The organism is Actinoplanes sp. NPDC023714, assembly GCF_040639855.1.
Lineage (GTDB): Bacteria > Actinomycetota > Actinomycetes > Mycobacteriales > Micromonosporaceae > Actinoplanes.
In genome coordinates this window covers 230,735-243,951 of record NZ_JBFAAR010000010.1, presented here as the reverse complement: position 1 = coordinate 243,951, position 13,217 = coordinate 230,735, and the positions used below count along the sequence as shown (strand labels likewise).

Sequence of the window (13,217 nt, the reverse complement as noted above, 5' to 3'; positions counted from 1 at the left end):
TCATGGCCGTCTCCGTGTTCGACCTCTTCTCGATCGGCATCGGCCCGTCCAGCTCGCACACGGTCGGCCCGATGCGCGCCGCCCGGATGTTCGCCGGCCGGCTGACCGATGTCGGCGGCGTGGCGTCGGTGCGGGCCGAGCTGTTCGGCTCGCTGGGCGCGACCGGTCACGGCCACGGCACGCCGAAGGCGGTGCTGCTCGGCCTGGAAGGGTGCGACCCGGAGACGGTGGACGTGACCCGCGAGCCCGCGACCGGCGACCTGCCGTTCGCCGTGGACCTCGTGCTGCACCGCCGCCGATCCCTGCCCGAGCACCCCAACGGGATGGTGTTCACGGCGCTCGGCGCCGATGGCGCCGAGCTCCTGCAGAAGCGGTATTTCTCGGTCGGCGGCGGCTTCGTGGTGGGAGACCTCTTCGCCCCGGTACGAGGGTCACAGGCGCCCGTCCCGCATCCGTTCGCGTCCGGTTCCGATCTGCTGAGCCTCACCCGGTCGACCGGGCTGTCGATCTCCGGCCTGATGCTGGCGAACGAGTCCGCGTGGCGGCCCGCGGCGGAGGTCCGCTCCGGGCTGCTCAGGATCTGGTCGGTGATGAACGCGTGCGTCGACGCGGGCCTGTCCACCGAGGGCCTGCTCCCGGGCGGGCTCAAGGTCCGGCGGCGGGCCGCCGCCACCGCCGTCCAGCTGCGGGCGGCCGGTAATTCGGCGGAGCACGCCATGGAGTGGCTCACGGCGTACGCCATGGGGGTGAATGAGGAGAACGCGGCCGGCGGCCGCGTCGTGACCGCGCCCACCAACGGCGCCGCGGGAATCATCCCGGCGGTGCTCCGCTACTACCTCGACTTCGTGCCCGGCGCCTCGGACGAGGGCGTGGTGCGCTTCCTGCTGGCGGCCGGCGCGATCGGGCTGCTGTTCAAGGAGAACGCGTCCATCTCCGGGGCCGAGGTCGGCTGCCAGGGCGAGGTCGGCTCGGCCTGCGCCATGGCGGCGGCCGGCATGTGCGAGGTGCTCGGCGGCACCCCCGAGCAGGTGGAGAACGCCGCCGAGATCGGCATGGAGCACAACCTCGGCCTGACCTGCGACCCGGTCGGCGGGCTCGTGCAGATCCCGTGCATCGAGCGCAACGGGATGGCCGCGGTCAAGGCGGTCACCGCGGCCCGGATGGCGCTGCGCGGCGACGGCCGGCACCACGTCTCCCTCGACAAGGTCATCAAGACCATGAAGGAGACCGGCGCTGATATGAAGGTGAAGTACAAGGAGACGGCGCGCGGCGGGCTCGCGGTCAACGTGATCGAGTGTTGACTCTCCTGTAGGGGGAGCACTTCTGCTGGGTCTCAGGGAGGAACCGCATGCCTCATCTGATACCCATCGGCCGCTTCGCCCGCATGGTCCGGTTGTCCGTCAAGGCCCTGCGCTTCTACGACGAGCAGGGCCTGCTGCCACCCGCCCGGGTGGACCCGTCGAGTGGCTACCGCTTCTACACGGCGGGGCAGGCCGCTCGCGCCGAGGCCATCCGGGTGCTGCGGGCCATCGACATGCCGGTCGCGTCGATCCGGTCGCTTCTCGACGATCCGGATCTCGTCGTGAAGCGGCTCGCGGATCACCGGGAGCTGCTCCGCGAACGGGTCGCCGAGCAGGAGCGGATGCTGCGGTTCCTCGAACGACTCATCGATCGAGGAGGAATCATGCCCTACGAGGTGTCCGTCAAGCAGGTGCCGGCGCAGACCGTCGCGAGCCTGACCGTGACCACCAGCCTGGCCGACATCGGCGCGGAGATGGGACGGGGGTTCGCGGCGCTCGCCGCCCGCATCGGCGCGGCCGGTGGTACGCCGGCCGGCCCGCCGTTCGTGATCTACCACGATGTGATCGACGCGCAGACGCCCGGGCGGATTTCGCTGTGCGTCCCGGCTGCCGAGGGTGACGCCGAGATCGCGGCGTCGCTGGTCGCCTGCGTCACCCATCGCGGGCCCTATGCCGAGATCTCGCCCGCCTATCACGTCCTCGCCGGGTGGATCGAGGAGAACGGCCGGGAGGCCGGGGGCGCGCCGCGCGAGGTCTACCTGAACGACCCGCGGACCGTGGCGCCGGAGGACCTGCTCACCGAGGTCCAGTTCCCGATCGTCCAGTAAAGATCATTTGTTCGGCTCGCTCATCGTGCGATCATCGCGCGATGAGTGAGCTGGACATCTGGGACGAGGCCAAGCGCTGGCGCGCGTTCCTGGACGCCCGCAACGGAACGTCCGACCTCGAGCTGACCCTGCGCGTCCTCAAGCTGACCGAGGAGTGCGGCGAAGCGGCCCAGGCCTGGATCGGCCGGCTGGGCCAGAACCCGCGCAAGGGCGTCACGCACACCCACGAGCAGGTGGTCGCCGAGCTCGCCGACGTGGTGTTCACTGCACTGGTGGCGCTGGAGAGCATCGGCGCCGACGCGCGCGAGGCGGTCCAGCAGTGCGCCACGAAGGCCGCCACCTACCGCCGGCCCGCCTGACGAGGGAGACCGCGATGGACTGGGTGTCCGATTTCTATTCCCGGACGGGCCGCTGGTGGGGTCCCGCCGAGGCCCGCATCGGCGAGCGCGACCACGACCGGGTGGCGCTGCTGCACCGGCACGCCGGCGCCGATCCGATGACCGTTCTCGAACTGGGCTCGGGCTATGGCACGACGGCCGCCGCCACGGCGATGGCCGGCCACACGGTCACGGCCGTGGAGATCAGCGAGCGGGTGGGGCACGCCGCGAGGCTCGCCGCCGGCCTTCCCACCGGGTCACTCACCACGATCAAGAGCGACTTCTTCACCGTACGGATCGAAGCACGGTTCCGGGCGATCACGTACTGGAACGGCTTCGGGGTCGGGTCGGACGCCGACCAGCGGCGGCTCCTCGCCCGCGTCGCGACGTGGCTGGAGCCGGGCGGGATCGCGCTGATCGACGTCTTCAACCCGATCGTCTGGGCGTCGTGGCACGGCCGGGGCGAGCACAAGCTGCCCCACGGCGACTACCGGTACGAGCTGCGGCGGCTCACCACGTTCGACCCGGTCGCGTCGACCGCCACCGACACGTGGTGGCAGGTGGACCGGCCGGACGAGCGGATCAGCCAGTTGCTGCGCTGCTACGGCCCGGCCGAGCTGGCCCTGCTGCTGGAGGGGACCGGCCTGCGCCTCACCGGCATCGACGACCGGGGCCGCGACATGCTGACGGAGGCGGACGAGTACACCGCCCTGCTCACCCACGAGCCGGCCGGCGTGGCTTCGCTCTGAGCAGCCCGCCCTCGTCCGGCCGCGCCACTGTGGACGGCGCGGGGCGGCACACCGCCCGTCCCCAAGATCGACAATCCGCCCTCGTCCCGACCGGATCAGTCGGCTTAGAGTGTCGCCATGTCATGCCTGACCGTCATCGAGGCCGGTGGGCCGCACGCGATCATCGTGCGCGGCCCGGCGCTGGAGATCATCGACCTCACGTCCGGCGCGTCGGCGGGTTCCATCCCGACCGGCCTGGCCCGGATCACGGCGGTGGCGGGCGCCGAGCTCGACGGCCGCCCGATCGCGATCTGCGTGGCGAACGAGCGGCTGCACGGGTTCGACCTCGCCTCCGGTGAACCCCTCGAGGCCACGTTCGCCGGCGCGGGCCCCCAGGTGATCACCGCCGGGGTGATGAGCGGCCGCCCGGTTCTGATCGGCGGCACCGGCACGGCGCTGCGCCGCTGGGACATCGCCACCGGCACGGAGATCGGCGGCCCCCTCGAAGTCCACCGGGCGCCGATCACGGCTCTGGCTCTTGTCACCGTGGCGGGCCGTCCGACAGTGATCAGCGCCGACGGTTCCGGCGTCATCCAGCGCTCCGACCTGGCGACGGGCGAGGAGGCGGGCGAGCCGTTCCACCGCCCCGGCGGCCCGATCACGGCACTGGCGGCGGCCGAGGTGGACGACGAGGTCGTCATCGCGATCGGCGACGGCGGCGATCTGTCGATCGCCGCGGCCGGGACGTGGACGGGGTCCGCGCCGGAAGGCGGCCCGATCGCCGGCCCTTCCGCTCAGGCCGGCGGGTCGCCTGCTGAGGCCGGTGGATCGCCTGCTCAGGCCGGCGGGTCGTCTGCTCAGGCCGGCGGATCGCCTGTTCAGGCCGGCGGATCGCCTGCTCAGGCCGGCGGATCGCCCGCTCAGGCCGGCGGATCGCCCGCTCAGGCCGGCGGGTCGTCTGCTCAGGCCGGCGGGCCGTCTGCTCAGGCCGGCGGCTCCTCGGTTCGTATCGCCTCCGTCGAGGAGGTGGCCGCCGCGGCCGTGGCCTCCGTGGACGGGCGGCCGGCCCTGATCACTCTGGGCCACGACGAGTCGGTGCGCGGCTGGTCCCTTCCGGACGCCGCCCCGGTCGGCCGCCCGTGGGCCGACGAGACCGTGTCGATCACCGCGGTGGCGATCGCCCACGCCGGCGGCCGGCCGATCGCGATCAGCGGCGACGGCGACGGCACGCTGCGCCGCTGGGACCTGAGCACCCTCACCCCGCTCGGCGACCGGATCCAGGGCCACTCCGCGTGGGTGCGCGCCATCGCCACCACCCGGCTCGACGGCCGGACGGTGGCGGTGACGGCCGCCGACCGTACCCTGCGCATCTGGGACCTGGAGACCGGCGCCCCCGCCGGGGCGACGAGCGCGCCCGCCGCCGGTGATGCGGACGGGACGCCGATCGACACCCGCTACCAGACGACGGTGCTCACCAGCGCCACGTGGAACGGGATGACCATCGCCGTCTGTCTGCACAGCGACGGCCGTACCCGTGCCTGGGATCTTGCCACCGGCAAGCTCGCCGCCGGTCCCCTGCAAGAGTGGGCAGGCGCCCGGGCTTTCGCGCAGGTCGGTGAGGTGATCTATGCGGTCACCGAGGACCACCCCTACGACGAGGAGTCGGCGAGCTACGACGTCACCGAGACGGCGCTGCGGGCCTGGGACCTCTCGGCCGGGACCGTGCTCGGCCAGGCGATGATCGGCGGCGGTCACGGCGGGACGGTGACGTGGCCGCCCGTGAAGGTCGTCGAGTTCGGCGGCCGTCCGGTGATCGTCTCCGGCGCGGGCGACGACGGCCGCCTCCGCCTCTGGGACCTGACCACCGGCGAACTGCTCACCGAACCCCTGGCCGGCCACGACGGGGAACTGACCGCGGTGGCCGCGATCGTCCACGAAGAACGGCTCGTCGTCGTGTCCGGCGGCGAGGACGGCACGCTGCGCATCTGGGACCAGGGGAGAGGCACCCGGCTGACCGGCCACACCGGGCGGATCACCGCGGTGGCGCTGGACGGTACGCAGGTGGTCAGCGCCTCCGACGACGGCACCCTCCGCGTGTGGGATCTGATGACCGGATCGTTGAAGGCGCGGTTCCGGGCGCGGTAGGTCGACGGCGATCCCTCACGCTCCGCAACGTGGAACGGGACGGCCTGGTGCTCCCGGGCGGTGTCCCTGAGATCGTGGGCCGCCTTTCCTGGGTGCCGGCTTTGAGTACCTGTGTGCCCAGAAGTCCGCTCGTCGCGCGGAGTCGTCTCGGGAGGCCGCGCAGGCGAAAGCCGAGTCTGCGGCTCGCGAGGTCGCCCAGGCGGAGGTGCGGGCCGAGGCTCGTGAGGTCGCCCGGGCGAAGGTGCGGGCCGAGGCTCGTGAGGTCGCGCGGGCGAAGGTGCGGGCTGAAGCCAAAGCAGGCCGCCAGGGATCAGCGGATCGCCGGCGTTCTCGGCGAGGACGCGTTGTCGCAGCGCCCGTCGCGGATGGTCAGCCGGCTGACGGAGTTGGGCGTCGACCCGCGTGACGTGCTGCGCAGCGGTGACCTGGCGGACATCGCCGTCTGAGAGCGAATGGCGTCATCTGCTCGTGTCGTCGCCTCCTTTCGCGTTGCCGGTCACCAACTGCCCGAGGAACCGCCGCCGTCCGACGAGCCGCCGCCGAAACCGCTGGAACCTCCGGAGGAACTGCTGGAGCCACCGGAGTCGTGGCTCGAGTGCGACGACGTGAAGCCGGTCATCGTCGCGTTGTTGTGGTGGTAGTGGTGGTGGTCGGTTCGGGAGCCCGTGGTGGAGCGCTGACTCCGGGAGGCGGCCCAGCCGAAGAGGCCCAGGATGCCGAACGCCGCCAGGACGAACACCCACACCGGTGAGCTGCCGCCGGCGTCCTCGTCGTAGGCGTAGTCGTCGACCGGCGGGAGGAACTCGGAGTCGTCGCTCAGGAGGTTGCCGTCGTCCTCCAGGGCGGGCCCGTCGACGCCGCCGGCCGTGTCGTCCGAAGTCGCCGTGCTGTCCGCGCCGGCCTGCTGGTCAGCGCTGGCCTGCTGGTCAGCGCTGGCCTGCTGGTCAGCGCCGGCCTGCTGGTCCGCGCCGGCCTGCTGGTCCGCTCCGGTCGGGGTCAGGGAGGCGAGGGCGGTGGTGGAGTCGAAATCGTGGTCGAGGGTGCGGCGCACCGAGTCGAGGCCGTTGAGGATGCCCGCGGCGTAGTGGTCGCCGGCGAACTCGGGGGTGATCACCGTGTTGACGATCTCGGCGGCCGTGGTGTCGTCGAGGCGGTGGGACATGCCGCGGCCGGTCTCGAGGCGTACGCGGTGGTCGTCGACGGCCACGACCAGCAGGATGCCGTTGTCGGCGCCGGCCTTGCCCACGCCCCAGTCGTTGAAGAGGCCCGTGCTCCACGTCTCGATGCTCGCGTCACCGGTCGTCTCGACCACGGCCACCGCGATCTCGTCGGAGCTCGCCTTCTCGTCGGCGCGCAGGATCCCGGTGATCCGGCCGCACAGCCCGCCGAGCACCCCCACCTCATCGACACAACGCCCGTCCGCCGCCGGGAAAGCCGGCGCCGCGAGGACAGCGGGCGCCGCGAGGACAGCGGGCGCCGCGAGGACAGCGGGCGCCGCGAGGACAGCGGGCGCCGCCAGGGCGGCGGAGGCGGCGGGGGCGGCCACGGCCGGGGTGGCGAGGGCGGCCGACAGGGCCACGACGGCGAGGGGCGTCGTGGCTGCCAGCAGGGCCGGACGTGCGTTCATGTGATCACTGTGAGCCGGGGTGTCAAGGAGTTCACGCCGACCATCGTGCGCCGGGGGTACGACACTTTCCGGCGACGGGAGCAGCCGAGCCCCCGGCCGCTGACCGCGGGAAGGCCGTGTCCCGGTGGGGAGGTGATCCGCACGGGACGGGAGGCGTACGAAATGCGGGGAAAATCACGAACGGTCACTCGGGGATGACCGCCAGGCCGGCTCGGGCGACGATCTCCTGCAGCGCCGCTACGTGGCCGGCGAAGGCCTCGTGGCCTCGCGGTGTCAGGCGGGCTGACGTGCGCGGGCGCTTGCCGACGAAGCTCTTGCGGATCGCGACGTAGCCCGCCTCCTCGAGGGTCGTGAGTTGTTTGGAGAGGGCCGAGTCGGAGAGGCCGGCGCTGTCGCGGAGGAAGCGGAAGTCGGCCCAGTCGGTGGCGGCGAGGAGGCTGACCAGCGACAGCCGGGTCGGCGCGTGGATCAGGTCGTCGAAACGAGGCGAGCCGGAAGCCGGCTCGGGGGAAGGGGACATCAGGAGTTCGCCGGCGGGCGGGCCAGCATGATGCGGCGCAGCAGTGCCATCAGGCGGGGACCGCCGAACGCGAGGCCGAGGGCGACCGGGACGCAGGCCAGGGTGGCGGGGAACGGCGCGCCGGCCGTCTCGAGCGCGAAACCGAGGCCGATGCCCGCGGCGACCAGGATGAGGGTGAAGGCCGCGATCGCGAGGGCGCCACTCAGGCCGATCAGGCCGGGGCGGACCTGGACGCGGGCGTGCCGGACCACCGCGATGATCAGGGCGGTGAGGCCGAGCGGGTAGAGGGCGGTGCCGAGCGCGACGACCCAGGTGACGCCGGACTCGACCGCGAGGACGAAGGCGATCATCAGGACGGCGACGCTGGTCCAGAACCAGGACGGCACGAGGTTGGAGTCGATCACCTGGGCGCGGCGTGCCCGGATCTCGGCGAGGGCGAGTTCGGCGTCGATGGGCGGGATACTCATGCTTTCCAAGGTAGCGTGTACTTTCCTGACAGGAAAGTAGAGATTTCGCTTCATGCGCAAGAAACCTCACTGAAACCTGCCCATCGACAGCCGGCCATGTTGTCATCCCCGCAGCGGGGGGAGGGCAGCCGTGAGCGTTCGGCGATTCTTGTCCATTGTGGTTACGTCTGTGCTGGTTGCGGCGTTGCTGGGAGTTGTCGGAGGGGTTCCGGCGCAGGCCGCGGTGCTGCCGGCCGGCTTCCGCGAGCAGACCGTCCTGTCCGGACTGGATCTGCCGATGAACATCGAGTTCGCCCCGGACGGCCGGATCTTCGTGGCCGAGAAGGCCGGCCGGATCAAGGTGTTCGACTCGATCGCCGACACGTCGCCGACGGTCTTCGCGGACCTCAGCGTGAACGTGCACAACCAGAACGACCGCGGCATGCTGGGGCTGGCGCTGCATCCGAGCTTCCCGACCGTCCCGTACGTCTACGTGCTCTACACCTACGACGCCCCGCCGGGGCAGACCGCGCCGGTCTGGAACGACAACTGCGGTGCCGTGGGCGGCGCGAACGGCGGCCGGTGCGTGGTCACGGGCCGGCTGTCCCGCCTGATGGCCGACGGCGACGTGATGACCGGTGCGGAGACCGTGCTGCTGCACGACTGGTGCCAGCAGTACCCGTCGCACTCGATCGGCGACCTGCACTTCGGGCCGGACGGCATGCTCTACCTCAGCGCCGGCGACGGGGCGAGCTACAACGTGGTCGACTACGGCCAGCTCGGCAACCCGGTGAACCCCTGCGGCGACCCGGCGAGCCAGGGTGGCGCGCTGCGCTCACAGGACGTGCGGACCGCCACCGACCCGACCGGGCTGGACGGCGCGATCCTGCGCCTCGACCCGATGACCGGCGCGGCCGCCCCGGGCAACCCGGGCATCGGCTCGCCCGACCCGAACACCCGGCGCATCGTCGGCTACGGGATGCGCAACCCGTACCGGTTCGCGCTGCGGCCCGGCACCGGCGAGATCTGGTTCGGCGACGTCGGCTGGAACACCTGGGAGGAGGTCAACCGGATGCCGGACACCGGCGCGGTCCGCAACTTCGGCTGGCCGTGCTTCGAGGGCACCGGCCGGCAGGGCGGGTACGACGGCGCGAACCTCGACCTCTGCGAGAGCCTCTACACGGCCGGCGGGCAGACCGCGCCGCTCTACGCCTACCAGCACTCCGGCCAGGTCGTCGCCGGCGAGTCCTGCCCGACCGGCGGGTCCAGCATCTCCGGCATGGCGTTCTACCCGGCGGCCGGCGGCGACTACCCGGCGCAGTACCGGGGCGCGCTCTTCTTCGCCGACTACACGCGGGACTGCATCTGGGCGATGCTGCCCTCCGCGGCCGGCGAAGCTCCCGACCCGGCCAACCGGCTCACCTTCGTGGCCGCCGCGGCCAACCCGGTCGACCTCGCGATCGGGCCGGGCGGCGAGCTCTACTACGCCGACGCCGGCGGCACGATCAAGCGGATCCGCTACTTCGCCGGCAACCAGCCGCCGAACGCCGTGCTCGAGGCGTCGCCGACCACCGGCGAGGCGCCGCTCACCGTGAACTTCGACGCCCGCCAGTCCAGCGACCCGGACGAGGCCGACGCGGGCCTGCTGAAATACGAGTGGGACTTCACCGACGACGGGGTCGTGGACGCGCGGACGGCGACGGCGACCCACACGTACGGCACGGACGGCGGCCCGTTCACCGCACGGCTCCGCGTGATCGACTCGCTCGACGCCGCGGACACCCAGACCGTGCAGATCCAGGCCGGCAACAGCCCACCGGCGGCCACCATCAGCACGCCGGCGGCCGGCACCACCTTCGCGGTCGGGCAGACGCTGAGCTTCACCGGCGGCGCGAGCGACCCGAACCAGGGCACCCTCCCGGCGTCGGCGCTGCGCTGGCGGCTGCTGCAATACCACTGCTACACGGCCGACAACTGCCACATCCACACCGTGCAGGAGTGGAACGGCGTGGCCGGCGCCTCGTTCCCGGCGCCCGACCACGAATATCCGTCCTATCTGGAGCTGGTGCTGACCGCCACCGACGCGGGCGGGCTGTCGTCCACGGTGACCCGGCGGCTCGACCCCCGTACGGTCGATCTGACCTTCACCGGGAACCCGCCCGGAACCCAGGTCGCGTTCGGCGGCGCCGCGCTGACCACGCCCTTCACCCGCCGGGTGATCCAGGGCTCGGCGAACACGGTCAGCGGCATCACCCCGCAGACCACGGGCGGGGTCCCGTACGTCTACGCCGCCTGGTCCGACGGCGGCGGCCAGACCCACACGCTGACCGCGCCGGCCACGAACACCACGTACACGGCCACGTTCGTGCCGCAGCGGCGCGCCCAGTCGGCCATGCGGGTCCGCTCGGCCGACTCGGCCGAGACGAACACCCCGGCCGCGAACGTGCTGGACGGCAACCCGGCCACGTTCTGGCACACCAGGTACGCCGGCAACCCGGACCCGCCGCACCCGCACGAGATCCAGCTCGACCTCGGCGGCATCTACGACGTGACCGGCCTCTTCTACCGCGGCCGGCCGGACGGGCCGAACGGCCGGATCGCCCGCTACGAGATCTACGTGTCGGTGGACGGCACGAACTGGGGCACGGCGCAGGCCACCGGCACGTTCGCGAACAACGCCGACGAGCAGGCGGTGGCCTTCCCGACGAAGAGCGGGCGCTATGTCCGGCTACGGGCGCTCTCCGAGGTCAACGGCCAGCCGTGGACGTCGGTCGCCGAGCTGAACGTGGCTCTCGCGCCGCGGTTGCCGCGGATCGCCACGACGGTGCGCTACGCCGACAGCGAGGAGACGGTGGTCGGCGACCACAAGGCCACCAATGTGCTCGACAACAACCTCGCCACGTTCTGGCACACCCGCTGGAACGGCGAGCCGGACCCGCCGCACCCGCACGAGATCCAGCTCGACCTGGGCCGGGCCATGTCGGTGAGCTGCGTCTACCAGCGACCGCGGCAGGATCTCGTGAACGGCCGGATCGGCCGCTACGAGGTCTACACGTCGACCGACGCGGTCACCTGGGGCACGCCGGCCGCGACCGGCACCTGGCCGAACGTGGTCGACGAGCAGAACGCCTGCTTCACCGCGCGGACCGCCCGCTACGTCCGGTTGCGGGCACTCTCCGAGACGACCGGCAAACCCTGGACCAGCATCTCGGAGATGAGGGTGGCCGCACGGTAGTCCCGCGGGCCCACCCGCTCAATGGTGGAAACCGGCCGCCGTGGACGCGTCGTGGGCCGGCGCCGGCTGCTTCTCGAGCCGGATCAAGTGCCGCCGCAGGTCGTCGAGGAGCAGGTCGGCGAGGTCGTGGGTGAACCCGCGCCGCACCACGATCCGCAGCGCCGCGATGTCGGTGCGGTTCGCCGGGAAGGTGTAGGCCGGCACCTGCCAGCCGCGTTCGCGCAGCGCCTCGGAGACGTCGAAGACCGTGTAGTTGGTGATGTCGTCGCGCAGCTTGAAGGCGAACACCGGCAGCTCGTCGCCGCGGGTGATCAGCTCGAACGGCCCGAGCTCGGCGATCATGCCGGACAGCCGGGTGGCGACGTCCCGGGCGTACCCTTGCACCCGGGTGTAACCGGCCACGCCCAGGCGCAGGAAGTTGTAGTACTGGGCGACCACCTGCGCGCCCGGCCGGGAGAAGTTCAGCGCGAACGTGGGCATGTCGTCGCCGAGATAGTTCACCCAGAAGATCAGGTCTTCGGGCAGCGCCTGCGCGTCGCGCCACACGATCCAGCCGACGCCGGGATAGACGAGGCCGTACTTGTGCCCGGACACGTTGATCGACGCGACCCGGGGCAGCCGGAAGTCCCACGCCAGATCCGGGTCGAGGAACGGCGCGACGAACGCCCCGGACGCGCCGTCGACGTGCACCGGGACGTCGATGCCGGTGCGCTGCTGCAGGTCGTCGAGGGCCGCGCAGATCTCGGCGACCGGCTCGTAGGAGCCGTCGAACGTGGACCCGAGGACCGCCACGACGCCGATCGTGTTCTCGTCGCAGAGCGCCACGGCCGACGCCGCGTCCAGGTGCAGCCGGTCGCCCTCCATCGGGACGAGCCGCATCTCGACGTCCCAGTAGTTCGCGAACTTCTCCCAGCACACCTGCACGTTGATGCCCATGACCAGGTTGGGCCGGCCGGAGCCGGTGCCGCGGTGCTGCCAGCGGCGTTTCAGCGCGAGCCCGCCGAGCATGGCGGCCTCGCTCGACCCGGTCGTCGAGCAGCCGGTGGCCTGCGCCGCGGACGGCGCGTTCCACAGCCGGCTCAGGATGTGCACGCAGCGCGCCTCGATCTCGGCGGTCTGCGGGTACTCGTCCTTGTCGATCATGTTCTTGTCGAAGCACTCGGCCATCAGCCGGTCGGCCTGCGGCTCCATCCACGTCGTGACGAACGTGGCGGCGTTGAGGCGCGCGTTCCCGTCGAGCATCAGCTCGTCGTGCACGATCTGGTAGGCCGTCTCCGGTGGCAGCTCGCCGGCCGGCATCTCCAGCCGGGGGATCGCGCCGTCCGGAAGCTCGAATCGCGGCGCGATCGAGAGCGTCTCCGACGAGTTCCTGGTCCGTTTCAACATGTGCGCCTCCCGTGTCGTCAGAGGCACCCTCACCGGGGAGCCCGGGCCCGCGCATCACTCCTGCCGGATGAAAGGCCGGGTACGGCGCAGGCAAGGAAGCAGGCGGCGCCGAGCGAGGTGTTCACGTTGGCGGCCGTCGCGCTCACCTCGGCGCCGGCCGCCGACGGCAGGACGTAGGCGGCGAGCGCCGAGATCCCGAAGAACACGCAGCCGAGCAGGTTCACGGCCGGTTGCCAGCCGCGCCGGCCGGCCGCCCGGTACGCGATCACCCCGGAGACCAGGAAGCAGATCGAGCCGAACATGTCGGGCCGCCACACCAGCCGGTCGTAGTCCGGATCGGCGACGACCACCTGCAGGGCCCGGAAGGTGGAGACGTTGAAGAAGAGCGTGCCGGCCGACTGGATCCACGCGGCCCACCGGTCGGCGCGGGTCACCGCGTGCCGGACCTGGAGCGCGCCGCCCGCCGTGAAGAAGATCGAGCCGGCGAAGAAGGTGACCGCGTCGGCCGTCGCCCCGACCAGGCCGGCGTACACGTCGAGCGGTCCGATCAGGAAGCAGAGCGATCCGATCGCGAAGCACCACGCCATGACGCTCATGGAATCCGGCGCCGGGGGACCTCGCATCC

The 13,217-nt window shown here is 71.9% G+C and carries 11 protein-coding genes; 6 read left to right on the top strand and 5 right to left on the bottom strand.

All coding sequences use genetic code 11. The features are described from left to right. Positions 1 to 2 precede the first annotated feature (2 nt). The 5 genes from AB0G10_RS34820 (at position 3) to AB0G10_RS34800 (ending at position 5,378) form a co-directional block, all read left to right on the top strand. The gene (locus tag AB0G10_RS34820) at positions 3 to 1,301 is read left to right on the top strand and encodes an L-serine ammonia-lyase (protein ID WP_360931706.1); all 1,299 of its coding nucleotides are present in this window, start codon (positions 3 to 5) and stop codon (positions 1,299 to 1,301) included. Positions 1,302 to 1,348: 47 nt separating this feature from the next. Continuing rightward, complete coding sequence (locus tag AB0G10_RS34815; RefSeq protein WP_360931703.1) at positions 1,349 to 2,128, top strand: MerR family transcriptional regulator; 780 nt, start codon at positions 1,349 to 1,351, stop codon at positions 2,126 to 2,128. A gap of 41 nt (positions 2,129 to 2,169) precedes the next feature. Next, a complete protein-coding gene (locus tag AB0G10_RS34810; protein WP_360931700.1) occupies positions 2,170 to 2,487 on the top strand; it encodes a MazG-like family protein in 318 nt (105 codons plus the stop codon). Positions 2,488 to 2,501: 14 nt separating this feature from the next. Further along, on the top strand, positions 2,502 to 3,254 hold the full coding sequence (locus AB0G10_RS34805; protein WP_360931697.1) for a class I SAM-dependent methyltransferase: 753 nt from the start codon (positions 2,502 to 2,504) through the stop codon (positions 3,252 to 3,254). Between the two features lie 117 nt (positions 3,255 to 3,371). Then, positions 3,372 to 5,378 (top strand): hypothetical protein, encoded by a 2,007-nt coding sequence (locus AB0G10_RS34800; protein ID WP_360931694.1) that lies wholly within the window; start codon positions 3,372 to 3,374, stop codon positions 5,376 to 5,378. A gap of 496 nt (positions 5,379 to 5,874) precedes the next feature. Here AB0G10_RS34800 and AB0G10_RS34795 read toward each other — a convergent pair whose 3' ends face one another. The 3 genes from AB0G10_RS34795 to AB0G10_RS34785 form a co-directional block, all read right to left on the bottom strand. After that, positions 5,875 to 7,005 (bottom strand): TPM domain-containing protein, encoded by a 1,131-nt coding sequence (locus AB0G10_RS34795; RefSeq protein WP_360931691.1) that lies wholly within the window; start codon positions 7,003 to 7,005, stop codon positions 5,875 to 5,877. Between the two features lie 184 nt (positions 7,006 to 7,189). Then, positions 7,190 to 7,525 carry a transcriptional regulator gene (locus tag AB0G10_RS34790; protein ID WP_360931688.1) on the bottom strand — a complete coding sequence of 112 codons (336 nt, stop codon included), beginning with the start codon at positions 7,523 to 7,525 and terminating at the stop codon, positions 7,190 to 7,192. Further along, the gene (locus AB0G10_RS34785) at positions 7,525 to 7,992 is read right to left on the bottom strand and encodes a hypothetical protein (RefSeq protein ID WP_360931685.1); all 468 of its coding nucleotides are present in this window, start codon (positions 7,990 to 7,992) and stop codon (positions 7,525 to 7,527) included. The genes AB0G10_RS34790 and AB0G10_RS34785 overlap by 1 nt, the downstream gene beginning before the upstream one ends. Before the next feature lie 184 nt (positions 7,993 to 8,176). Here AB0G10_RS34785 and AB0G10_RS34780 point away from each other — a divergent pair, with 184 nt between their 5' ends. Next, a complete protein-coding gene (locus AB0G10_RS34780; RefSeq protein ID WP_360931682.1) occupies positions 8,177 to 11,206 on the top strand; it encodes a discoidin domain-containing protein in 3,030 nt (1,009 codons plus the stop codon). Positions 11,207 to 11,224: 18 nt separating this feature from the next. Here AB0G10_RS34780 and AB0G10_RS34775 read toward each other — a convergent pair whose 3' ends face one another. Together AB0G10_RS34775 and AB0G10_RS34770 are read right to left on the bottom strand one after the other, a co-directional pair. Then, positions 11,225 to 12,592 (bottom strand): glutamate decarboxylase, encoded by a 1,368-nt coding sequence (locus AB0G10_RS34775; RefSeq protein WP_360931679.1) that lies wholly within the window; start codon positions 12,590 to 12,592, stop codon positions 11,225 to 11,227. A gap of 29 nt (positions 12,593 to 12,621) precedes the next feature. Beyond that, on the bottom strand, positions 12,622 to 13,179 hold the full coding sequence (locus tag AB0G10_RS34770; protein ID WP_360931676.1) for a hypothetical protein: 558 nt from the start codon (positions 13,177 to 13,179) through the stop codon (positions 12,622 to 12,624). Positions 13,180 to 13,217: the final 38 nt, after the last annotated feature.